The sequence below is a fragment of the Serratia sp. Sp408 genome, assembly GCF_057180665.1.
The window spans coordinates 173094-196436 of sequence record NZ_JBXUFT010000002.1; the positions used below are offsets into that span (position 1 = coordinate 173094).

Consider the following 23343-nt stretch of genomic DNA (forward strand, 5'->3'; position numbering starts at 1 on the left):
ATGGGTTTTGTGCGAAAAAACATCCTACAATGGGCGGCCAGATAACCCTTAAAGACCGTGACGCCATGCCCGAACTCGCTTACCTGCAAGGTTACCCCGATCATCTGCAAACCCAGGTGCAACAGCTGATCCACCAGCAACGTCTTGGCGAAGTGCTGTTACAACGCTATCCGCAGATCCACGACCGCACGACCGACAAGGCGTTGTATCAGTTTACCCTCGATCTGAAGAACCAGTATTTGCGCAATGCCCAGCAGGTGAGCAAAGTGGCTTACGATGGCAAGATCCACGTCATGAAGCATGCCCTGGGGCTGCATACCGCCATTTCGCGCGTGCAGGGTGGTAAACTGAAAGCCAAGGCGGAAATCCGCGTGGCGACGGTGTTCAAAACCGCGCCGGAGGCCTTTCTGCGCATGATCGTGGTGCATGAATTGGCGCATCTGAAAGAAAAGGATCACAACAAGGCGTTTTATAATCTGTGCTGCCATATGGAGCCAAACTACCACCAGTTGGAGTTCGATACCCGGCTGTATCTGACCCACCTTTCGTTATTTGGCGAACTCTATTCGCAGCGGTGAGATTCTGCCAACGGCATGCTAATCTGCTGTTTTAGGGTCTGGGAACCGGAGTTAGCTATGATTCGTTTTGCCGTTGTTGGCACCAACTGGATTACCGAACGCTTTATCGATGCCGCCCATGAAAGCGGCAAACTCAAACTGACTGCGGTCTATTCACGCCGTCTGGAACAGGCAAAGGCGTTTGGCGCCAACTATCATATCGCGCATTTTTTCGATTCCCTCGAGGCGCTGGCGCAATCCGACGTGATTGATGCGGTGTATATCGCCAGCCCGAACTCTCTGCACTGCCCGCAGTCGCTGCTGTTTCTCAGCCATAAAAAACACGTTATTTGCGAAAAGCCGCTGGCATCCAACCTGAAAGAAGTGGAACAACTGCTGGCCTGCGCGCGTGCCAATCAGGTCGTGCTGTTCGAAGCGTTCAAAAGCGCCCATTTACCGAACTTTATTACCCTGCAGCAGACGCTGCCGCAGGTCGGCAAGCTGCGTAAGGCATTTATCAATTATTGCCAGTATTCGTCGCGCTATCCGCGTTATCTGGCAGGAGAAAATCCGAACACCTTTAACCCGCAGTTCTCCAACGGTTCGATCATGGACATCGGCTATTACTGTCTGGCCAGCGCGGTCACGCTGTTCGGCGCACCGCAGTCGGTGCTGGCCAGCGCAGCGTTACTGGATACCGGCGTTGACGCCCACGGCACCGTCTGCCTGAACTATGGTGATTTCGACGTCACCCTCAGCCATTCGAAAGTCAGTAACTCCGCCATTCCCAGCGAAATTCAGGGTGAAGACGGCACGCTGGTCATCGAAGGAATTTCTGAATGCCAGAGCGTTGCACTGACGCCGCGCGGCGGCAGTCGTCAGGATTTAAGCCAGCCGCAGCACATCAATACCATGCTGTATGAGGCCATGGCGTTCGCCGCGCTGGTGGAAAACAACCAGGTGGAGCATGCCGGTCTGGAAAACTCGCGTATCGTCGCCACCCTGCTGACCGAAATCCGCCGTCAGACCGGCGTGGTATTCCCGGCCGATGGAGTATGAAATGAAACCCTTGCTCTTGATGCAGACCGGCGATGCACCGGAGGCCATTCAACAGACGCAGGCCAATTTTGAGCAGATGTTTCTGCAACAGGGGCATATCGCCGCTGAACGCCTGCATATCGTTCATCTTCCGTCCGGCGAACAGCCGCAGTCGCCTGCGGCCTATTGCGGCGTGGTGATTACCGGATCTCCGGCAATGGTTACCGAACGGTTGCCATGGAGCGAACAGGCTGCCGAATGGCTACGACAGGCGATGGCCATCCGTTTGCCGATCTTCGGCGTCTGTTACGGTCATCAACTGCTGGCCGATGCCCTCGGCGGCGAGGTCGGCTATCTTGCCAACGGCATGGAAGTCGGTACGCTGGAAATCGAACTGCTGCCGGCCGGTGCCAACGACCGTCGGCTGATGATGTTGCCTCCCCGTTTCAAGGCCAATCTGATCCACGCGCAAAGCGTGCTGACGCCACCGCCGGGCGCCGAGGTGCTGGCGCGCTCCGCCGCGGATCCCCACCAGATCCTGCGCTATGGCGATAATGCGCTGACCACCCAGTTCCACCCGGAATTTAACGGCGCCATCATGCACCATTATCTGAGCTGGCTGGGCGACCTGCAGCCGGACAACCTGGCGGATTATCAGCAGAAGCAACAACAGGTTAGCGACACCCCGTTTAGCCAGTTGCTGTTGCAGGGGTTTGTCGTCAGCCTGGGCGCGCAGCAAGCATTAGCCGGCTAAGCGTTTAAAAAGTTGACCGGTGACACATTTTGCATTACTTTTTGCCATGCAAAGGGGAGTAACTTTGATACCCAACACCGTTTAAATCGCCGCCAGACAGCGACAATTTAGAAAGTTACGGGTATTTGCCGGTCAATCGTCATTACGATGCGTACGCATCCGGTTACCGGGCAACTTGATGCCAAGGTGTAATACCTTCATTAACGTTGTAAGTGAGACCTTGCCGGGAGGCGAGGTTTGCTTATAGCGTTCATAGAGCGGCTAGCGTCCTTCCGACGTTGGCCGTTTTTGTTTTTGAAGGATACTCTGATGATGAATACCGTTGGCACACCGTGGTTATGGGGCAGCTTCGCCGCCGTCATAGTGGTGATGCTCGCCGTAGATTTACTGCTGCAGGGCCGCAAAGGCTCGCATACCATGTCGATGAAGCAGGCCGCCTGCTGGTCGTTGGTGTGGGTCAGCCTTTCCCTGCTGTTCAACTTTGGTTTCTGGTACTACCTGAATGAAACTGCCGGTCGCGCGGTGGCCGATACCCAGGCACTGGCGTTCCTCACCGGCTATCTGATTGAAAAAGCCCTGGCGGTAGACAATGTCTTCGTCTGGCTGATGCTGTTCAGCTATTTTTCCATTCCGGCCAATCTGCAACGCCGCGTGCTGATCTACGGCGTGCTTGGCGCCATCGTGCTGCGTACCATCATGATTTTCGCCGGCAGTTGGCTGATTACCCAATTTTCGTGGTTGCTATATGTGTTCGGTGCCTTCCTGCTATTTACCGGCATCAAGATGGCGCTGGCGAAGGAAGATGACGGCGCGATTGGTGACAAACCGCTGGTCAAATGGCTACGCAGCCACCTGCGCATGACCGACAACCTGGAAGGCGAGAAATTCTTCGTGCGCCGCAACGGCTTGCTGTTTGCGACACCGCTGGTGCTGGTGCTGATTCTGGTAGAACTGAGCGACGTGATCTTCGCGGTCGACAGTATCCCGGCCATTTTCGCCGTCACCACCGATCCGTTCATCGTACTGACCTCCAACCTGTTCGCCATCATGGGCTTGCGCGCCATGTACTTCCTGCTGGCCAACGTGGCGGAACGTTTCTCGATGCTGAAATACGGCCTGTCGGTGATCCTGGTGTTTATCGGCGTCAAAATGCTGATCGTCGATTTCTACCACATACCGATCGCTATCTCGCTCGGCGTGGTAGCGGGTATTCTGGCGCTGACGCTGGCGATCAACGCCTGGGTCAACCACCGTAACGATCGCTTGTCGCAAAAATCACCATAATCTGTTACCAGGGCGGCTTGCTGCCCTGTGATTGTCTGGCGATTGCCACCAAACGCCAAATGTTATTGCGATCACACAAATGTAACCAGAATGTTATCAAGAGTGATCCGCGCTGAGAATTTCACCTCTGCCTCTTTCCAACCCTGTGTGTTTGCTGAATACTGATTCGGCAAACACACTTCGTAACAGGTGCGTATAAAACGCCCGGCAATGTTCCTGCCGAGGCGTTGCACCCCAGTACGCAACATCATCAGGAAGCGGAAACGCAAAAAAGCATCATGCATAAAATACTTACGCGCATTACACAGGGCAGCCTGGTTAAACAAATTCTGGTCGGCCTGATTGCCGGCATCCTGCTGGCCTTTCTCTCTCCTGCCGCGGCATCGGCCGTCGGCCTGCTTGGCTCACTGTTCGTCGGCGCATTGAAAGCGGTGGCGCCGGTGCTGGTAATGGTGCTGGTGATGGCGTCCATCGCCAACCACAAGCAGGGGCAGAAAACCAATATCCGCCCGATCCTGTTCCTCTATCTGCTGGGCACCTTTGCCGCGGCGCTGGTCGCGGTTCTGGTCAGCTTCGCCTTCCCGTCCAACCTGGCGCTGGTGACTGGCAACGTCGATATCAATCCACCGGGCGGCATTGTGGAAGTACTGAAAGGCCTGCTGATGAGCGTAGTGGCCAACCCGTTCCACGCGCTGATCAACGGTAACTACATCGGCATTCTGGCATGGGCCATCGGTCTTGGACTGGCGCTGCGCCACGCTGCCGACAGCACCAAATCGCTGATCAACGATATGTCACATGCCGTCACCATGGTGGTACGAGCGGTGATCCGCTGCGCACCGCTGGGGATTTTCGGCCTGGTGGCGTCAACGCTGGCAGATACCGGTTTTGGCGCACTGTGGGGCTATGCGCAGTTGCTGATGGTACTGATCGGCTGCATGCTGCTGGTGGCGCTGGTGCTGAACCCGCTGATCGTTTACTGGAAGATTCGCCGCAATCCGTATCCGCTGGTGCTCACCTGCCTGCGTGAAAGCGGCGTCACCGCCTTCTTCACCCGCAGCTCGGCGGCCAACATTCCCGTTAACATGGAACTGTGCAAGAAGCTGAACCTGAACGAAGACACCTATTCGGTCTCCATTCCGCTGGGAGCCACCATCAATATGGCCGGTGCGGCTATCACCATCACCGTACTGACGCTGGCAGCGGTGCATACGCTTGGGATTGCGGTCGATATTCCCACCGCATTGCTGTTAAGCGTGGTCGCGGCGGTGTGCGCCTGTGGCGCGTCTGGCGTGGCAGGTGGATCGCTGCTGTTGATTCCGCTGGCGTGTAATATGTTCGGCATTCCAAACGACGTTGCCATGCAGGTGGTTGCCGTCGGCTTTATCATTGGCGTACTGCAAGATTCTGCGGAAACCGCGCTGAATTCTTCCACCGACGTGTTGTTCACCGCGGCGGCCTGTCAGGCCGAAGACCAGCGGCTGGCCAATGACGATCCACTGAAGACGCGTTAAACGTCATTCTGCTGAATCAGGCGCCCTTCGGGCGCCTTTTTTTCGGCCGCGAACGGGTCAACGCCGCGCAGTTGCAGGCGGCGGAAACGAATAATATTGAAGCCGTTCAGCAGCAGAAAACTGCCCTCGATCAGCGAACCGCCGATCGATCCTAGCCAAACGTTGTGCGTCACCCAGCAGGCGGTGGAACACCACATGATGCAGCGCATGGTCAGACCGCGGGTACGAAATAGCGCCCAGGTGCTGATCGAGGTGCCAAATACCGGCAGCAACTCGATCCAGTAAGTAAAGCGCGTCACCCCCATCACCAGCGTCAGGCCAAGAAAAACCCACATCACCCATAGATTGCGGGTACGGATCGACACCAGGTTACGACAGGCGCTGAGCAAGGCGCTGCTGCCGGCGGCGTTGGCCCCCATCAGCAGGAAATGGATACCGATAGTCAGACTGTAGCCGGACAGTTGCAGTTTAAAACGCCGATCGTCACGGTTGAAGAAGCTGGTGATGCCAATTAAAAACGCCAGCACGCCCACGGCTTGAGCAAACCAATAAAAGGTCATGAAACATCCTGATGCGGGAGAAAACGGCAGATAAAATGAAACGCCGTTTTATGTTACTCCCGCCGCTAACGCTTTACAATGTGACGCCGCTCTTAAAAATCGCCAGTTCGCGGAAATCATTCAGCTCATTTTTTGCCGATTTCCCATTGGCAATCTCAACGATCGCATCAACGAACTGCGCCAGCAGTTGTTCCATCGGCATACCGTGGATCAGCCGACCGGCATCGAAGTCGATCCAGTGCGGTTTTTTTGCCGCCAGTTCACTGTTGGTCGCCAGTTTGATGGTGGGGACAAAGCCGCCGTACGGCGTGCCACGCCCGGTGCTGAACAACACCATATGGCAACCGGCACCGGCCAGCGCACTGGTCGCCACCGCATCGTTGCCCGGCGCGCTGAGCAGATTTAACCCCGGCTGCCGTAACCGTTCGCCGTATTTCAACACGTCCACCACCTGGCTCTGCCCGGCCTTTTGCGTACAGCCGAGCGATTTCTCCTCCAGCGTGGTTATGCCGCCTGCCTTATTGCCTGGCGAGGGGTTTTCATAAATCGGCTGGTGGTGATCGAGGAAATACTGCTTGAATTCATTGACCATGCTGACGGTTTTCTCAAAGGTTTGCCGATCGCGGCAGCGGCTCATCAAAATACGCTCCGCACCGAACATTTCCGGCACTTCGGTCAGTACGCTGGTGCCGCCGTTGGCGATCACATAATCCGAAAAACGCCCGAGCAACGGGTTGGCGGTGATGCCAGACAGTCCATCCGAACCGCCGCACTCCAAGCCAAACTTCAGTTCGCTCAGCCTGCCCGGTTGACGACGGTCGTCACGCATCGCCTGATACAGCATATGCAGCAGCGCCAGGCCGGCTTCGACCTCGTCGTCCTGCTGCTGGCAAATCATAAAGCGCACCCGCGCGTCATCCACCTCGCCCAAGGTGCTGCGAAACGTATCGACCTGATTGTTTTCACACCCCAGGCCAATCACCAACACGGCTCCGGCGTTCGGGTGGCGCACCATATTTTGCAGCATGGTGCGGGTATTTTCATGGTCCTGACCCAGCTGCGAGCAACCGAACGGGTGGCTAAACAGATGCACGCCGTCAATGCCCGGCGCGTCCGCGGTCTCCTTCAGAAAACGCTGCTGGATCTGCCGCGCGATACCGTTAACGCAGCCCACGGTCGGAATGATCCACAGTTCATTGCGGATCCCTACCTCGCCATTACTGCGACGGTAGATCTGCACCTGACGATCGGCTGCCTGAGGCGGCAGCGTCGGGAATTCCGGCTGATACTGGTAGCTGTCCACCTCACTCAGGTTGGTTTTGGCATTCTGCGAATGAATATGTTCGCCCGGCGCAATCGCCGTCAGTGCATGACCGATCGGCAAACCGTATTTGATGATCATCTCGCCGGCGGCAATCGGCACCAGCGCAAACTTGTGTCCACGCACTACCGGCTGCGGCAGCGTCAGGGCTATGGCGTCCTGGGTCAGCGTTTCGCCAGCGTCCAGATCCTGTAGCGCCACCGCCACATTATCCAATGAATGAATTTTAATGATGCTTTGCATAGACTTACACCAACCTTAACGATGGCTACGCCAGTTCAATGGCAAAGTAATTTTTGGCATTGTCGAAGCAGATGTTCTGCACCATCTCGCCCAACAGCGTGATATCAGCCGGCGCTTCGCCATCTTCCACCCAGCGGCCAATCATCTGGCACAGGATGCGACGGAAATATTCATGGCGTGTATAAGACAAGAAGCTGCGGCTGTCGGTGAGCATGCCAACAAAACGGCTCAGCAGGCCCAACTGCGCCAATTGCGTCATCTGGCGCTGCATACCGTCTTTCTGATCGTTGAACCACCAGCCGGAACCAAATTGCATCTTGCCTGGCGTGCCTTCGCCCTGGAAATTGCCGACCATCGTCCCGATCACTTCGTTATCACGCGGATTAAGGCAATACAGGATGGTCTTCGGCAGTCCGCCCTGCTTCGCCTGCGCATCCAGCAAGCGTGACAGCGGCTGCGCCAATGGCCGATCGTCGATGGAATCGAAGCCGATGTCCGGCCCGATGCGTGCAAACATGTTGCTGTTGTTATTGCGCAATGCGCCGATGTGATATTGCTGCACCCATTCACGGCGTTGATATTCTGCCGCAAGGAACAGCAGTACCGCGCTACGGAACTGGGCACTTTGTTGCGGCGTCGGCAATTGACCGTTGCGACGATCGGCCAGGATCCGATCCAGCGTCGCATCGTCTGCTTCGCCATACACCACCACGTCCAACGCATGATCCGCCACCTTGCAGCCGTGCGCGGCAAAATGATCCATACGTTTCTTCAATGCCTGACGCAGATCATCAAAACGGCTGATGGCGGTATCCGCCGCGGCCTCCAGCTGTTGCAGGTAATCGGTGAAGGTTGGCGCATCGATGTTAAACGCTTTGTCCGGCCGCCAGCTTGGCAGGACTTTGATGTTGAAACCGTCGTCGGCGGCGATCGCCCGGTGATGACGCAGATCGTCAATCGGATCGTCGGTGGTGCCAACCATCTTCACATTCATCTGCTGCATGATACCGCGCGCGCTGAAGTCATCCTGCGCCAGCAGCGCGTTGCCACGTTGCCAAATGTCGTCGGCGGTGCTCGGCGACAACAAGGTGTCAATGATGCCGAACGGGCGACGCAGTTCCAGATGCGTCCAGTGGTACAGCGGGTTGCCAATGGTATGCGGTACCGTGGCGGCCCAGGCGTCAAATTTTTCACGATCGCCGGCATCGCCGGTACATAACCGCTCTGCCACGCCGTTGGTGCGCATCGCGCGCCATTTATAGTGATCGCCTTTCAACCAGATGTCGTACATATTTTTGAAGCGATAGTTTTGTGCAATCTGCTCCGGCGGCAGGTGGCAGTGATAGTCAAAAATCGGCTGATGCGCCGCATACTCGTGATACAAACGCCGGGCAAACTCGTTATGCAATAAAAAGTCTTCGCTTAAAAACGTGGCCATATCAGGTTCCTCACCTTGCGTACCGTTCTGTGTCGCCTCAATGCCGAAAAGTTATCACACCAATTAGACGGTCAGTCCAGATTTTTTTCACCTAAAAACCGCTTTCTTGCCTGCAAAATAGCGTTCATAGGCCAAAAAACCCCCTATCAAGCTTAAGCACAGCATGCGCATTATTGCCGAATTGAATAATGACTTTTGTGATGTCACTCAACTTTTAAATCTGTATGACAAGTTATCTTCTCGCCACTTGCACTACTGACTTATCCGATTGGAGAGACAACGCATGCGTAAAATCAAAGGGTTACGCTGGTACATGATCGGGCTGGTAACCATCGGCACCGTCTTGGGCTATCTGACCCGCAACGCGATCGCGGTGGCGGCACCGACGCTGGAAAGCAGCCTGCACATCACCACCCAGCAATATTCCTATATCGTGGCGGCCTATTCCGCCTGTTATACCGTGATGCAGCCGGTGGCAGGTTACGTGCTGGACGTGCTTGGCACCAAGGTCGGCTATGCCATGTTCGCCATTCTTTGGGCGCTGTTCTGTATGGGCACCGCGCTGGCCAACAGCTGGGGCGGGCTGGCGCTGGCTCGCGGTGCGGTCGGCATGGCAGAGGCGGCGATGATCCCTGCCGGGCTGAAGGCCAGCAGCGAATGGTTCCCGGCCAAAGAACGCTCGATCGCCGTCGGCTACTTCAACGTCGGTTCCTCCATCGGTGGCATGATTGCCCCACCGCTGGTGGTATGGGCCATCGTCGCCCACAGTTGGCAGATGGCGTTTATCATCACCGGCGTGCTGAGCCTGATCTGGGCCATCTGCTGGCTGATCTTCTATAAACACCCGAAAGACCAGAAAAAGCTCAGCGACCAAGAGCGCAGCTACATTCTGGATGGCCAAGAGGCACAGCACCAAACCAGCAACGGCAAAAAGTTGTCCGCCTGGCAGATCGTGCGCAACCGTCAGTTCTGGGGCATTGCGCTGCCGCGTTTTCTGGCTGAACCGGCCTGGGGCACCTTTAATGCCTGGATCCCGCTGTTTATGTTCAAGGCCTACGGTTTCAACCTGAAGGAAATCGCCATGTTCGCCTGGATGCCGATGCTGTTTGCCGATCTGGGCTGCATCGTTGGCGGCTATCTGCCGCCGCTGTTCCAGAAATATTTCAAGGTGAACCTGATCGTGTCACGCAAGCTGGTGGTCACCCTGGGGGCGGTGTTGATGATTGGCCCCGGCATGATTGGCCTGTTCGCCAGCCCGTATGTGGCAATTGCCTTGTTGTGCGTCGGCGGCTTTGCACACCAGGCGCTGTCCGGGGCGTTGATCACCCTGTCTTCCGACGTGTTTGGCCGTAATGAAGTGGCCACCGCCAACGGGCTTACCGGCATGGCGGCCTGGACCGCCAGCACGCTGTTTGCGCTGGTGGTCGGTGCGCTGGCCGATACGCTGGGCTTCAGTCCGCTGTTCGCCGCGCTGTCGGTGTTCGATATTCTCGGCGCCATCGTCATCTGGACGGTATTGCAAAACCGCCCGGCGACTCCGCCGGCAGAACAGCCGTTGCAGCCCGTTGCTGCCGGCAATTAAGCCTGCGGGAGCCCGGTCTAACCGCCGGGCTTCCTGCCTCTGCGCCACTGGCGACGCTGACCGTTAAGTGGTATAACAAGTCTATGGGCAACTCGCCTTTCCTACCGCAGAGCAATCATTATGGAATTCACCGAAAGCAGACGCTTATATCAGCAATTGGCCGCCGAGCTTAAACGACGCATTGAGGGCGGTGTTTACCCGGTCGGCGACAAGCTGCCGGCCGAACGTTATATCGCCGAAGAGATGAACGTCAGCCGCACCGTTGTGCGCGAGGCGATCATCATGCTGGAGGTGGAAGGCTATGTGGAAGTGCGCAAAGGCTCCGGCATCCACGTTATTTCCAATCAGCAAAAGCACCTGGTGGTGCCGGGCGACAGCATCGAGTTCGCCACCGTCGGGCCGTTCGAACTGCTGCAGGCGCGACAGTTGATCGAAAGCAACATTGCCGAGTTCGCCGCCACCCAGGTCACCAAACAGGACATCGTCCAGTTGATGGAGATCCAGGAACACGCGCGCAAGGAAGATCGCTTTCGCGATTCGCAGTGGGATCTGAAGTTCCACGTGCAAATCGCGCTGGCGACGCAAAATACCGCCATGGCCACCATCGTAGAGAAAATGTGGAGCCAGCGGGCGCACAACCCCTACTGGATCAAGCTGCACGAGCACATTGACGCACGCTCGATCGACAGCTGGTGCGACGATCACGATCAGATCCTCAAAGCCCTGATGCGCAAAGACCCCAATGCCGCCAAACTGGCAATGTGGCAACATCTGGAAAACACCAAGCAGATGCTGTTCAACGCCACCACCGATGACTTTGAATACAACGTCGATCGCTATCTGTTTGCCGAAAATCCGGTGGTGCATCTGGACAATGCGGCCAACGGCAATAAATAACCCATCGCGGTCAAAAAAGCTTGGGTTATGTCAGGTATTGTAAAGTCCGCTGAATCGCTGCTGAAACCGCCGTTTGCCGTGTAATAATTCACCGGCAACGGCGTATATTTCCCTGTTGCCGATCTTGCTGTTTTGCTAGAATCAGACCACTTTTTTACCCTTTGGCCTCGGGGGCGGAACGCGAATTCATGCGCTGGTTGCTTGCCATGCTTATTGCTCTTTTTTGCTGGACCGGTTCGGTTTCCGGCCAAAAGCTCTACGCAGCGCAACTCACCTTCACGCCTTCTGCCTTTAGCAGCGTGATTGACCAGCAAGTTCTCGCACCGACCGCTCAGCAGTCGGCGCTGCGTCCACTGGCCAATTTGCAGCGCAAGGCTCCAGGGAAACTGCCGCTGCTGTTGCCGCGGGTTCACTCTTATTCCTGTTCGCTGTTTTCTTTCGCCGCGCTGACGCCAGCCTATGCTTTAGCTGAGCAGCTCGGCGAGCGCAAACCGTCGCGCCAGCCAGCCATCGCGCCAAACCGTCTGCATCAGGTCAACTGGACGCTGCATTCGTCGCGCCAGCAGAGCCGAATTGGCGGTTGGAAAGAGAGCAACATGCTTTATCGAGGCTCGCTGACTTACCACTCATGATCGGTGTCGCAACCACCACAAGCAAAAAGTCACGCCGAATCAGCAGTACCGGATCGCCCGCGCGCTTTCAGCCCTTCCAGATCCGCCGCTGAGAGAAAGCCAAACAAAGACGTTTTAGGAACACTGGATGGACATCATTAAACAACTGTTGGATGCCTTGTGGCAGCAGGACTTCGAAACGCTGGCGAATCCGTCGCTGGTATGGACGCTGTACGTGCTGCTGTTCATGATTCTTTTTTTGGAAAATGGCCTGTTACCGGCCGCGTTTCTGCCCGGCGATAGCCTGCTGATCCTGGTCGGCGTGCTGGTGGCCAAAGGTACGATGAACTTCCCGTTGACCATATTCATTCTGACCGTTGCCGCCAGCCTGGGGTGCTGGGTCAGTTACATACAGGGCAAATGGCTGGGTAATACCCGAACGGTGCAAGGCTGGCTGGCGCATCTGCCGGCCCATTATCACCAACGCGCACACCAGCTGTTCCACCGCCACGGGCTGTCCGCGCTGCTGGTCGGCCGTTTTCTGGCCTTTGTACGCACCCTGCTGCCCACCATTGCCGGTCTGTCGGGCCTGAGCAATGCGCGTTTCCAGTTCTTTAACTGGATGAGCGGCCTGCTGTGGGTGCTGATCCTGACGTCGCTGGGTTTTGCGCTCGGCAAGACGCCGGTGTTCCGCAAATATGAAGATCAACTGATGTTCTGCCTGATGCTGCTGCCGCTGGTGTTGCTGGTGGTCGGGCTGGTGGGCTCGCTGATCGTCCTCTGGCGCAAGAAGCGCGCCGATCAGGGGAAAAACGCGTGAGAGCGAAACGTCCGCGCTGGCAATACCCCCTGATAATAGCGCTGGCCCTGCTGGCGCTCACCGTCCTGCTGGTGCCTGCCATGATGCGCACCGAAAGCGAACTGCGTATTCGCACCAACCAGCACGGCCTGTCATTGCCGGACGGTTTTTATGTTTATCAGCGTCTGGACGAGCGCGGCATTCGTATCAAAAGCATCACCCCGGATGGTGATGGGCTGGTGATCCGGCTGGATTCGCCGGAACAGCAATTGCTGGCGCGGGAAGCGCTGGAAACCATTCTGCCGCCAGGCTATATCATCGCTCTGAGTGAAACGCCTGCGCCCACCCAGTGGGTACGCAAATTTGCACGCGCCCCGCTGAATCTGGGATAATCCCTTCTTGCTGAAGGGATTTACCATCCGTTCATTAAATCGCCAATCGTCGGTCGTTTACGCCTTAAATTTTGGTGTCCAGATGATTTATGACTATGCTGAATAACAGCAGTGGTCAGCGATACGCCATTCGCACTGCCACATCGGCAGCAGGAACCTGGATGCATGCCAATGCATCCCTAATAAGGAATAGAACCCATGAAATTACGCCACGCAAGCTTACTGGCACTCCCACTGCTCGCTTTCTCCGCGCTGTCTTCTGCCGCTACCGGTGGTTGTGCCGCGAAGGCGCAGGACATTCAGCAGCAGATCGATTATGCCACTCAGCATGGCAACGAGCACCGCGTCACCGGGCTGAAAAAAGCGCTGAGCGAAGTGCAGGACAACTGCACCGAAGCCGGTTTGCAGGCCGAGCGTCAGGAAAAAATTGCAGAAAAGCAAAGCAAGGTCGCCGAGCGTAAACAAGAACTGGTGGAAGCGCAGCAAACCGGTAAGTTGGACAAGATCGCCAAGAAACAGCAAAAACTGACAGAAGCTGAAGCAGAGCTTAAGCAAGCGCAGGCAGAATAATTATTTTCCAATAGCGGAAATATCGATGAGAGCCGCATTGCACGGGATTTTAATGTGATAACGCTGGCTCAATGAGTGATATCGGCTACGGGACAGCCCTTTGCTCCGAGCAAAAAATCCGCTATGTTGAAGTCTCTCAGTAACGTTAAGGAGTTAACGAAATGGCACAAGATTCAAATGCAGAAAATTTACGCGCTGAACTGAAGTCGTTAGCCGATACGCTGGAAGAAGTGCTGAACTCCTCCAGTGATAAATCGAAAGCTGAGCTGGAGAAATTACGCTCCAAAGCAGAAGGCGCGCTGAAGGATACACGCGCTCGTCTGAGCGATGCCGGCGACAAAATCGCTACCCAAACCAAGCAAATCGCCGGTCAAGCCGACGACTACGTACGCGACAATCCGTGGACCGGCATCGGTATTGGCGCAGCCGTGGGCGTAGTGCTGGGCGTTCTGCTTGCGCGTCGCTGATTATGACTGAGCAATCGCAAAACCGTGCGCAGGGCCCCGCCAAAGGGGTCCTGGATATCGGCCAGCGTATCATCACCATTCTTGTCGGCATGGTGGAAACGCGGCTACGGCTGGCGGTCGTCGAACTGGAAGAGGAAAAAGCCAACCTCATCCAGTTATTGATGATGGCCGGCATCAGCCTGCTGTTTACCGCATTTGGCCTGATGAGTCTGCTGATCCTGCTATTCTGGGCGATCGATCCGGCCTATCGCGTTATGGCGTTAGGGATTACCACCGCCGTTCTGTTGTTCCTGGCCATCGTCGGCATCATCTGGACACTGGTCAAGGCGAAACGCACCACGCTGATGAGCGAAACCCGCAAACAGCTGGAACAGGACCGTGCCGCACTGGAGGGCGACAAATGAGCCGCCGCCAGTATCTGGAATGGAAAAAAGCCCGTCTGATCCGCCAGATCCAGCAACAGCGTCTGGATCTGGCTGACAATCGGCAACAATGGCTGGAAAAAACCGAGCGTATCGATCGCGGCTATCAAACGCTGTTCGGCATGCGCAAATATCTGGTCATCGGCTCCAGCATCATGGCGGTATACGGCATTCGCCACCCGAGCAAACTGATCCGCTGGTCACGCCGGGCGCTGGGCGCATGGGGTACCATTAAACTGATCCGCAAAACCTTCACCGCCAAATAGCCCATCACCCTTTCTGCCGTTGTTCCATGATCTTGTTGTTACAACAGGCCGCTTGTCGGCTTTTTGCTTTTTATTGCGCGCGGTGCTTGCAAGCAGCTGATTCCGCTATTTTTATTAGCAGGCTATGATTTCAGTATTTTTGAATAATTACGACAGTATTACTTGCTAACAACCGACTGCATTCACGTTTAACATCCACTCCATCGAAAAGACACGGCATGGCAACCGCTTATGCCGGCAATGAAAAAACTACGCCGTCAGTGGCGCACGAAATCACGTTTGGAGTGAATGATGAAAAAATTAGAAGATGCTGGTTTGCTGGTAGCGCGTATCCTGATGCCAATCCTGTTCATCGTGGCAGGCTACGGCAAAATGGGTGATGCTTATGCAGGGACTCAACAATATATGCAGGCGATGGGCGTACCAGGCTTTCTGCTGCCGCTGACCATTCTGCTGGAGTTCGGTGGCGGCCTGGCTATCCTGTTCGGCTTCCTGACTCGCACCACTGCGCTGTTCACCGCCGGCTTCACCATCCTGACTGCGTTGCTGTTCCACACCAACTTCGCTGAAGGCGTCAATCAGCTGATGTTCATGAAAAACCTGACCATCGCCGGCGGCTACATCGTATTGGCCGTGGCCGGACCAGGTGCTTTCAGCATTGACCGCCTGCTGAACAAGAAATGGTAATCTAGCGACCCTGGCAGAGTCAGCGCAATCTGGCTCTGCCACCTCTATAGCAAGGAGACTCCCATGGGACAACTCGTTGATGGCGTTTGGCAAGACATCTGGTACGACACAAAATCCACCGGCGGCCGTTTCAAGCGTTCAACCTCTCAGTTCCGTAACTGGGTAACCGCCGACGGTCAACCGGGCGAACACGGTAGCGGCGGGTTCAACGCCGAAAAAGATCGTTATCATCTGTACGTTTCCCTCGCCTGCCCCTGGGCGCACCGCACCCTGTTGATGCGCAAATTAAAAGGACTGGAGCAGCTTATCCCGGTGTCAGTCGTGCATCCGCTGATGCTGGAAAACGGCTGGACGTTCGGTACTGACTTCCCTGCGGCGACCGGTGACGCTCTTTACCACGCCGACTTCCTGTATCAATTGTATCTGCGCGCCGATCCGCACTATACCGGCCGCGTTACCGTTCCAGTGCTGTGGGACAAGCGCCAACAAACCATTGTCAGTAATGAATCTGCCGATATTATTCGCATGTTCAATATCGCGTTCGATGGCATCGGTGCCCGGGCGGGTGATTATTACCCACCAGAACTGCGGGAAAAAATTGACCAGTTGAATGGTTGGATTTATGACTCCGTCAATAACGGCGTCTATAAGGCCGGATTTGCCACCAGCCAGGAGGCGTATGACGAAGCAGTGAACGGGGTGTTCGCCTCATTGGAGCGTCTGGAGCAGATCCTTGGCCAGCATCGTTACCTGACCGGCGACCGTCTGACCGAAGCCGATCTGCGGCTGTGGACTACCCTGGTGCGTTTCGATCCGGTGTACGTTACCCACTTCAAATGCGATAAGCGCCGCATCAGCGATTACCTGAACCTGTACGGTTTCCTGCGCGATATTTATCAACTGCCGGGCATCGCCGACACCGTCGATCTGGCGCATATCCGCAATCACTATTATCGCAGCCACGCCACCATCAACCCGCACGGTATTATTTCCATCGGGCCGGTACAGGATCTGGACGAGCCGCACGGGCGCGACCAGCGGTTCGGTTAATAAAAACCCCGCTGATTGAGGCGGGGTTTTGTTTAGCGCTGGATAAACAGGCGCGGGATTTCACGCAGGAACCAGGCCTTGGCCTCTCCCATGCTGTCACGCCGCCAGGCCATGATAATATCTGCCTCGCGGCTGTATTCCGGCCCCACAACCCGCAGCCGCCCGGCAGCGATATCCTGTTCCACCATCGGGTATGGCATGGTGGCAACCCCCAGCCCCGCCAGCAGCGCCAGCCGTTTATCTTCAATGGTACTGACGGTCAGACGCTGCTGCTTGTCGAGCAACTGTACCGTCAATACCGGCCGCTCACGCGCGGTATCCGCCACCGCGATGCCGCGATATTTGACCCGCGTGGTTTCCGACAGCGGCTCCGGCTCCAGGTGAATCGGATGATCCGGCGCGGCGACGTACACGCTCATGACCTTGTACAGCTTGCGGGTGTTGATCTCCGACGAAGCGCGAAAATGCATGTCTGGTGCAATAACGATATCCGCACGCCCTTGCTCCAGTCGCTCCCAGGCACCGGCCAGCACCTCGGTAAAAATCGACACCTGGGTATTGGCTTTCAACGCCAGCTTGTCAACCAGTGGGAACAACAGGCTCGGCGGCGACAGCGCCTCGCTGACGATGGTCAGATGGGTTTCCCAGCCACGCGCCAACGCTTCGGCATCGGTGGTCAGTTTGTCTGCCGCCTCCAGCAACACCCGACCGCGCTCCAATAGCATGCGCCCAACGTTGGTGAATTTGGTGCGGTGTCCAGAGCGGTCAAACAGCACCACGTCCAACTCTTCTTCCAGTTTTTGCATGGTATAGCTGAGCGCCGACGGCACTCGCCCCAATTCATCGGCCGCCGCCGCGAAACTGCCACGCCGATCAATCGCATCCATTACCCGTAACGCCTCAAGCGTTAACGCCCGATCTCTGGCCATCGCTTCTCTCTGTCAGGAAATTTGAATATGCCGACCAGATTAACTGGCTAACAATCCGTCGTCCAGATGCTTACCATTTATATCAAACATACTTTCCGCGGTTTCTCTGGCAGTCACCATGGTTCACGCCGGTTACGGGACAGCCCGTACGCCGGCCAAACCGCTTGGCAGCCCGGCGCGTGGAGTATTCGGAACCTTTTTAGAGAGCCGATTGCCATGATTACATGCAGAACAGCAGAACAGTGCGGGCAAGCTGACTTTGGTTGGCTGCAGGCTCGCTATACCTTTTCCTTCGGCCATTATTTTGACCCGAAACTGATGGGCTATGCCTCGCTGCGGGTACTGAATCAGGAAGTGCTGGCACCGGGTGCGTCGTTTCAACCGCGCACCTATCCCAACGTCGATATTCTGAATCTGATCCTGCAAGGCGAAGCGGAATACCGTGACAGCGACGGCAATACCCTGCGCGCGGCCGCCGGTGACGCTTTGCTGCTGGCGACCCAGCAGGGGCTCAGCTACAGCGAGCAGAATATCAGCACCACCACCCCGCTGACGCGTATCCAGCTGTGGCTGGACGCCTGCCCGGAACGCAGTAACAAACGCGAGCAGCGCCTGACGTTGTCAGCGCAGGCGCATACCCTGCTGGCCTCGCCGGATGGTGAGCACGACAGCCTGCAGTTGCGCCAGCAAGTGTGGATCCACCACCTGGATCTGCAACCGGGCGAGGAACAAACGCTGGCGTTGCACGGGCCGCGCGCCTATTTACAGTCGATCCACGGCTCGCTGACCGCCGTCGGCGGGCAGAATGCGACGCAGCAGCTGACCTGCGGCGATGGCGCATTCGTACACGATGAGCATCGCCTGACGCTGCGTGCCACGACCCCACTGCGTGCGTTGCTGATTGATTTGCCGATATAAGGGGGCACGCGGAGGCTCGGTGGCACAAAAAGAAAAACCCCGCGCAGCAGACGCTACGCGGGGCTTATTGATAGAGGGAGTTGACCGGTAAGCCGGGTTCTGTCGTGGACAGTCATTCCTCTAGGCCAGCAATCGCTCACTGGCTCAAGCAGCCTACCCGGGTTCAGTACGGGCCGTACCATGCGAACCCCTATTTGGCCTTGCTCCGGGTGGAGTTTACCGTGCCACGGACTGTTGCCAGCCGCGCGGTGCGCTCTTACCGCACCCTTTCACCCTTACCTGATCCCGCTTGCGCGGGCCATCGGCGGTTTGCTCTCTGTTGCACTAGTCGTAGGCTTGCGCCTCCCAGGCGTTACCTGGCACCCTGCCCTATGGAGCCCGGACTTTCCTCCCCTCCATCTGTCTCCTCAAAGAGGACGGCAATGAAGCGGCGACTGTCTGGTCAACTCCGGCGCGGATAGTAGCGTTGCGCTGGCGACAGGTCAACCGCTTTACGGCTGTTGTTGCTCTAAAGCGTGCTTATACAGGGCATTTTTCTTCACGCCGTGGATTTCCGCCGTCAGCGCCGCCGCCTTCTTGAGCGGCAGCTCTTGTTGCAACAGCGCCAGCGTACGCAGCGCTTCCGGCGGCAGGGCGTCCTCCTGCGGCTTGTGGCCTTCGACGATCAGCACCATCTCCCCACGGCGACGCACCTCGTCTTCCTGTACCCAGGCCAGCAGTTCGCCAACCGGCGCGCCATGAATCGACTCCCAGGTCTTGGTCAGTTCGCGCGCCAGTACCACGTAGCGTTCCGGCCCCCACACCGTCACCATGTCCTGTAAACTTTCCAGCAGGCGGTGAGTGGACTCATAGAAAATCAGCGTACGCGGTTCCTCTGCCAGCGCCAGCAGGGTATCCTTGCGTCCTTTGGTTTTCGCCGGCAGGAACCCTTCGTAGCAGAAGCGGTCTGAAGCGACGCCGGCCGCGCACAGCGCCGTGGTCGCCGCGCAGGCGCCCGGCAATGGCACCACGCGCACGCCCGCTTCGCGGCAACGGCGCACCAGGTGATAACCAGGATCGTTAATCAGCGGCGTTCCAGCATCGGAAACCAGCGCAATACTCTGGCCTTCCCGCAGTTTCGCCAGCAGTTGATCCGCCTTTTGCTGTTCATTATGGTCGTGCAGGGCAAACAGTCGCGCATTGATGGCGAAGTGCTGCAACAATAACCCGGTATGACGCGTGTCTTCCGCCGCGATCAGATCAACGCTCTTCAGTACCTCTAACGCACGGTGGGTAATATCGCCCAAATTGCCGATGGGAGTGGGCACCACGTACAGCGTTGATGCAGAAATGACTGATTGTTGGTGTTGATTCATTGTTTCATCCGGGTTGCCGATTTAATATTGAGCATCTTGAAAAAAACATCACTGGATACAGTATGCTTTCCTCAACATTCGTTCGTACCAAAGCAGGGCGTTTTATGCCTGTTGTAGTGGCAGCCTTACTTCTCGCAGGCTGTCCGAGCCAGGCCCCGCAAACTCCGCCCGCCAATATCCAGGACGAGGCGAGCGCCAGCTCCGATTACTATCTGCAACAGTGGCAGCAGAGCAGCGATGATAACAAGGCTGACTGGCAATTACTTGCTATTCGCGCATTGTTGCGTGAAGGAAAACTGCCACAGGCCAATCAGCAGCTGGGCACGCTGCCGCAAAACCTCAGCAGCGTTCAGCAGCTTGAACGCCAGCTGTTGACCGCCGAACTGCAAATCGCCGGCAAGAATGTCAGCGCCGCACGCAGCACCCTGAGCCGCATCGACAACGCTTCGCTGTCACCGAATCAGCGGGTGCGCTTCTATCAGGCGCAGATCGCCGCCAATCAGGGTAAACCTTCGCTGCCGCTGATCCGCGCCTACATCGCGCAAGAGCCGCTGCTCAACGACAAGGCGCATCAGGACAACCTGGACAAAACCTGGCAAGCGTTGCTGGGGCTGACGCCGCAGGACATGAACAGCCTGGTGATCAACGCCGATGAAAATGTTCTGCAAGGCTGGCTGGATCTGCTGCGTGTCTATCATGAAAACCGCCAGGATCCGGACATGCTGAAAGCCGGCATCAAAGACTGGCAGAACCGCTACCCACAGAACCCGGCAGCCAAAAGCCTGCCAACCCAGCTGAATCAGGTGCTCAACTTCACCCAGGCTTCGACCGCCAAAATCGCCCTGCTGCTGCCGTTGAACGGCCAGGCGAAAGTGTTCGCCGACGCTATTGCGCAAGGCTTCGACGCGGCGAAGAACGGCACGGCAGTCAATGCGCCGGTGCAACCACAGCCACCGGTCAATAACCCGGAGCAGCCGGTCACGGCACCGCAGGCGGTGTCGAGCGATCCTAACGCCAATGGTGCAGTAAGCACCTCGGCACCGACCGAGCAGCCAGCGCCAGTGACACCGGCACAGCCTGCCGAAGCAGCGCCAGCGCCTATCACGCCGCCACAGGCCGCCAATGCCCAGGTGAAGGTGTATGACACCTCTAGCCAGCCGCTGAGCGCACTGCTGGCCCAGGCGCAGCAGGACGGCGCCACGCTGGTAGTCGGCCCGCTGTTGAAAAACAACGTCGACCAGCTGTCCGCTACATCAACCACGTTGAACGTGCTGGCGCTCAATCAGCCGGAAACGCCAAAAGACAATCCAAACATCTGTTATTTTGCCCTGTCACCGGAAGATGAAGCGCGCGATGCCGCCAATCACATCTGGCAACAGCAAAAACGCCAGCCACTGCTGCTGGTGCCACGCGGTGCCTTCGGCGATCGCGTCGCCAAGGCCTTTGCCGCCGAATGGCAGAAACTGGGCGGTCAAACCGTGCTGCAACAGGGGCTCGGCTCCACCGGTGAGCTGCGTCAGATGGTCAATTCCGGCGGCATTCGCATGACCGGCACACCGGTAGCCGCCAGCGCGCCGGCGGCCCAGTCGGTCACCATCGCCGGACTGACCATTCCCGCACCGCCGAGCGACATTCCGGCCGCCACCGGCGGCAGCGTTGATGCGGTTTATATTGTCGCTACCCAGTCGCAGCTGACGCTGATCAAACCGATGATCGACATGACCACCAGCTCGCGCAGCAAACCGGCGATGTACGCCAGCTCACGCAGCTATCAAGCCGGCGCCGGCCCGGATTTCCGTCTGGAAATGGAAGGCCTGCAGTTCAGCGATATTCCGCTGTTGGCCGGGGCCAACCCGCAGTTGATGCAACAGGCCAGCGCCAGATTCCATAACGACTATTCCCTGGTGCGGTTGTATGCCATGGGGATGGACGCCTGGCAATTGGCCAATCATTTCTCTGAAATGCGTCAACTGCCCGGCTTCCAGGTGTCCGGTACCACCGGCATGCTGACCTCGTCTGCCAACTGTGTGATCAACAGGAAACTGCCTTGGCTGCAATACCGTCAGGGACAGGTCGTTCCGGCCTCCTGAGTCGGCGCGCCAGCGGGGCGGGCTATGAGTTACAGGCCCGCCGCCATCTGGAACGCGCCGGGCTGGTTTTTGTCGCCGCCAATGTGACGGTGCGCGGCGGCGAGCTTGATCTGATCATGCGCGATGGGCAAACCTGGGTGTTCGTTGAAGTGCGCTACCGGCGTAACGCCGACTTTGGCGGTGCCGCTGCCAGCGTCACTTACCGCAAACAGCAGCGTTTGCTGCACGCCGCCGCCGTCTGGCTGGCCGCACGCGGCGCCAGTTTCGATACTTCGCCGTGCCGTTTTGACGTTTTGGCCTTTACCGGTAGCCAGGTAGAATGGATAGCCAACGCCTTCAATGCGGATTAACGTTGGCGGTGTAAGCCGCCCTTTGACTTAGTGGATTAATACAACGTGCTGGATAGAATCAAAGCTTGTTTTACCGAAAGTATCCAAACTCAGATTGCGGCAGCGGAAGCCTTGCCGGATGCCATATCCCGCGCAGCCATGACGCTGGTCCAATCGCTGTTGAACGGCAATAAAATTCTGTGCTGCGGCAATGGCACCTCGGCGGCCAATGCACAGCACTTCGCCGCCAGCATGATAAACCGCTTTGAAACCGAGCGCCCAAGCCTGCCGGCGATTGCGCTCAATGCTGATAATGTCGTACTGACGGCCATCAGCAACGACCGACTGCATGATGAAGTGTACGCCAAGCAGGTGCGTGCGCTTGGCCATGCTGGCGATGTACTGCTGGCCATCTCCACCCGCGGCAATAGCCGTGATATTGTGAAAGCGGTCGAAGCCGCGGTAACGCGTGATATGACCATCGTGGCGCTTACGGGTTACGACGGCGGGGAACTGGCCGGTTTGCTCGGTCAGCAGGATGTAGAAATCCGTATCCCATCACACCGCAGTTCACGTATTCAGGAAATGCATATGCTGACAGTAAATTGCCTGTGCGACCTGATTGATAATACGCTGTTTCCCCACCAGGACGATTAATAGCCTAATGAGATAGGCGCTAGGAGTTAGAATGAAACTTCGATCCATCTATGCCGTATTGCTCGGCGCGCTGTTGCTACAGGGTTGCGTGCCGGCAGTGGTGGTCGGCAGCGCGGCTGTCGCCACCAAGACCGCTACCGATCCACGGACTATTGGCACTCAGGTCGACGACGGCACTTTGGAAGCCCGGGTTGAAAACGCCTTGAGTAAAGATCAACAACTGAAAAAAGACGCGCGCGTCGTGGCTACCGCCTATCAGGGTAAAGTGCTGTTGACCGGGCAGGCACCCACCACCGATCTGGCCAGCCGCGCCAAACAGATCGCCCTCGGCGTTGAAGGGGCAGTAGAAGTGTACAGCGAAATCCGTCAGGGTACGCCGGTCAGCCTCAGCACCGCGTCGATGGATACCTGGATCACCACCAAGGTGCGTTCACAGATCCTCACCAGCGATACGGTGAAATCGTCGAACGTGAAAGTGACCACTGAAAATGGCGAAGTATTCCTGCTCGGTCTGGTCACCGAACAGGAAGGCAAGTCGGCGGCACAAATCGCCAGCCAGGTCAGCGGCGTGAAACACGTCACTACCGCGTTCACCTATCTGAAGTAATCTGAC

26 protein-coding genes and 1 other RNA gene are annotated in these 23343 nt (G+C 57.0%); 21 read left to right on the plus strand and 6 right to left on the minus strand.

Annotated features, from left to right (window positions below; genetic code table 11):
* Positions 1-65 precede the first annotated feature (65 nt).
* The 5 genes from AC2AXP_RS11560 (at position 66) to sstT (ending at position 5147) form a co-directional block, all read left to right on the plus strand.
* The gene (locus AC2AXP_RS11560; protein ID WP_039992531.1) at positions 66-578 is read left to right on the plus strand and encodes a M48 metallopeptidase family protein; all 513 of its coding nucleotides are present in this window, start codon (positions 66-68) and stop codon (positions 576-578) included.
* A gap of 57 nt (positions 579-635) precedes the next feature.
* Entirely contained in the window at positions 636-1616 is a 981-nt protein-coding gene (locus AC2AXP_RS11565; protein WP_039991687.1) for a Gfo/Idh/MocA family protein, read from the plus strand.
* Between the two features lies 1 nt (position 1617).
* A complete protein-coding gene (locus AC2AXP_RS11570) occupies positions 1618-2349 on the plus strand; it encodes a glutamine amidotransferase (protein WP_039991684.1) in 732 nt (243 codons plus the stop codon).
* Positions 2350-2658: 309 nt separating this feature from the next.
* Positions 2659-3633: a TerC family protein gene (locus AC2AXP_RS11575; RefSeq protein ID WP_039991682.1), complete on the plus strand. Its 975-nt coding sequence runs from the start codon at positions 2659-2661 to the stop codon at positions 3631-3633.
* Between the two features lie 278 nt (positions 3634-3911).
* Positions 3912-5147 (plus strand): serine/threonine transporter SstT, encoded by a 1236-nt coding sequence (sstT, locus tag AC2AXP_RS11580; RefSeq protein WP_004958227.1) that lies wholly within the window; start codon positions 3912-3914, stop codon positions 5145-5147.
* On the opposite strand, the gene AC2AXP_RS11585 is transcribed toward sstT, so the two are convergent.
* The 3 genes from AC2AXP_RS11585 to uxaC form a co-directional block, all read right to left on the minus strand.
* Entirely contained in the window at positions 5144-5707 is a 564-nt protein-coding gene (locus AC2AXP_RS11585; protein ID WP_004958225.1) for a YgjV family protein, read from the minus strand. The genes sstT and AC2AXP_RS11585 overlap by 4 nt on opposite strands.
* 73 nt (positions 5708-5780) lie before the next feature.
* Positions 5781-7271: a UxaA family hydrolase gene (locus tag AC2AXP_RS11590; protein ID WP_004958224.1), complete on the minus strand. Its 1491-nt coding sequence runs from the start codon at positions 7269-7271 to the stop codon at positions 5781-5783.
* A gap of 25 nt (positions 7272-7296) precedes the next feature.
* Entirely contained in the window at positions 7297-8709 is a 1413-nt protein-coding gene (gene uxaC / locus AC2AXP_RS11595; RefSeq protein ID WP_004958221.1) for a glucuronate isomerase, read from the minus strand.
* Positions 8710-8992: 283 nt separating this feature from the next.
* Between uxaC and AC2AXP_RS11600 the strand changes: the two genes are divergently transcribed.
* The 11 genes from AC2AXP_RS11600 (at position 8993) to AC2AXP_RS11650 (ending at position 16452) form a co-directional block, all read left to right on the plus strand.
* The gene (locus AC2AXP_RS11600) at positions 8993-10291 is read left to right on the plus strand and encodes an MFS transporter (protein ID WP_004958218.1); all 1299 of its coding nucleotides are present in this window, start codon (positions 8993-8995) and stop codon (positions 10289-10291) included.
* 120 nt (positions 10292-10411) lie between these two features.
* Entirely contained in the window at positions 10412-11188 is a 777-nt protein-coding gene (gene exuR / locus AC2AXP_RS11605) for a transcriptional regulator ExuR (RefSeq protein WP_004958216.1), read from the plus strand.
* A gap of 206 nt (positions 11189-11394) precedes the next feature.
* A complete protein-coding gene (locus AC2AXP_RS11610) occupies positions 11395-11820 on the plus strand; it encodes a hypothetical protein (protein ID WP_227745707.1) in 426 nt (141 codons plus the stop codon).
* Between the two features lie 127 nt (positions 11821-11947).
* Positions 11948-12619 carry a DedA family protein gene (locus AC2AXP_RS11615; protein WP_004958212.1) on the plus strand — a complete coding sequence of 224 codons (672 nt, stop codon included), beginning with the start codon at positions 11948-11950 and terminating at the stop codon, positions 12617-12619.
* Positions 12616-12990 carry an EnvZ/OmpR regulon moderator MzrA gene (gene mzrA, locus AC2AXP_RS11620; protein ID WP_004958210.1) on the plus strand — a complete coding sequence of 125 codons (375 nt, stop codon included), beginning with the start codon at positions 12616-12618 and terminating at the stop codon, positions 12988-12990. The genes AC2AXP_RS11615 and mzrA overlap by 4 nt, the downstream gene beginning before the upstream one ends.
* Before the next feature lie 198 nt (positions 12991-13188).
* On the plus strand, positions 13189-13560 hold the full coding sequence (locus AC2AXP_RS11625; protein WP_198774117.1) for a DUF1090 domain-containing protein: 372 nt from the start codon (positions 13189-13191) through the stop codon (positions 13558-13560).
* Positions 13561-13721: 161 nt separating this feature from the next.
* Positions 13722-14027 carry an ElaB/YgaM/YqjD family protein gene (locus AC2AXP_RS11630; protein WP_004958207.1) on the plus strand — a complete coding sequence of 102 codons (306 nt, stop codon included), beginning with the start codon at positions 13722-13724 and terminating at the stop codon, positions 14025-14027.
* A gap of 2 nt (positions 14028-14029) precedes the next feature.
* A complete protein-coding gene (locus tag AC2AXP_RS11635; RefSeq protein ID WP_004958205.1) occupies positions 14030-14431 on the plus strand; it encodes a phage holin family protein in 402 nt (133 codons plus the stop codon).
* Positions 14428-14715 (plus strand): YqjK-like family protein, encoded by a 288-nt coding sequence (locus AC2AXP_RS11640; protein WP_004958204.1) that lies wholly within the window; start codon positions 14428-14430, stop codon positions 14713-14715. The genes AC2AXP_RS11635 and AC2AXP_RS11640 overlap by 4 nt, the downstream gene beginning before the upstream one ends.
* A gap of 291 nt (positions 14716-15006) precedes the next feature.
* Positions 15007-15402, plus strand: coding sequence for a DoxX family protein (locus tag AC2AXP_RS11645; protein WP_039991678.1), 396 nt, complete (start codon positions 15007-15009; stop codon positions 15400-15402).
* Between the two features lie 63 nt (positions 15403-15465).
* Positions 15466-16452 (plus strand): glutathione S-transferase family protein, encoded by a 987-nt coding sequence (locus AC2AXP_RS11650; RefSeq protein WP_484381692.1) that lies wholly within the window; start codon positions 15466-15468, stop codon positions 16450-16452.
* 32 nt (positions 16453-16484) lie between these two features.
* Here AC2AXP_RS11650 and AC2AXP_RS11655 read toward each other — a convergent pair whose 3' ends face one another.
* A complete protein-coding gene (locus AC2AXP_RS11655; RefSeq protein WP_004958198.1) occupies positions 16485-17381 on the minus strand; it encodes a LysR family transcriptional regulator in 897 nt (298 codons plus the stop codon).
* A 216-nt stretch (positions 17382-17597) separates the two neighbouring features.
* On the opposite strand from AC2AXP_RS11655, the gene AC2AXP_RS11660 reads away from it, so the two are divergent.
* On the plus strand, positions 17598-18299 hold the full coding sequence (locus tag AC2AXP_RS11660; protein ID WP_039991677.1) for a pirin family protein: 702 nt from the start codon (positions 17598-17600) through the stop codon (positions 18297-18299).
* A 72-nt stretch (positions 18300-18371) separates the two neighbouring features.
* Here AC2AXP_RS11660 and rnpB read toward each other — a convergent pair.
* Positions 18372-18749, minus strand: an RNA gene (gene rnpB / locus AC2AXP_RS11665) — RNase P RNA component class A.
* A 41-nt stretch (positions 18750-18790) separates the two neighbouring features.
* On the minus strand, positions 18791-19654 hold the full coding sequence (gene rsmI, locus AC2AXP_RS11670; protein ID WP_004958195.1) for a 16S rRNA (cytidine(1402)-2'-O)-methyltransferase: 864 nt from the start codon (positions 19652-19654) through the stop codon (positions 18791-18793).
* A gap of 62 nt (positions 19655-19716) precedes the next feature.
* On the opposite strand from rsmI, the gene AC2AXP_RS11675 reads away from it, so the two are divergent.
* From AC2AXP_RS11675 to dolP, 4 genes are read left to right on the plus strand one after another with little or no spacing between them, the layout of a single operon-like run.
* Positions 19717-21744 (plus strand): penicillin-binding protein activator, encoded by a 2028-nt coding sequence (locus AC2AXP_RS11675; RefSeq protein ID WP_273869274.1) that lies wholly within the window; start codon positions 19717-19719, stop codon positions 21742-21744.
* The gene (locus tag AC2AXP_RS11680) at positions 21741-22094 is read left to right on the plus strand and encodes a YraN family protein (protein WP_182646433.1); all 354 of its coding nucleotides are present in this window, start codon (positions 21741-21743) and stop codon (positions 22092-22094) included. The genes AC2AXP_RS11675 and AC2AXP_RS11680 overlap by 4 nt, the downstream gene beginning before the upstream one ends.
* Positions 22095-22139: 45 nt before the next feature.
* Complete coding sequence (gene diaA / locus AC2AXP_RS11685; RefSeq protein WP_004958189.1) at positions 22140-22730, plus strand: DnaA initiator-associating protein DiaA; 591 nt, start codon at positions 22140-22142, stop codon at positions 22728-22730.
* A gap of 31 nt (positions 22731-22761) precedes the next feature.
* Positions 22762-23337 carry a division/outer membrane stress-associated lipid-binding lipoprotein gene (gene dolP, locus AC2AXP_RS11690; protein WP_004958187.1) on the plus strand — a complete coding sequence of 192 codons (576 nt, stop codon included), beginning with the start codon at positions 22762-22764 and terminating at the stop codon, positions 23335-23337.
* The last annotated feature ends 6 nt before the right edge of the window (positions 23338-23343 follow it).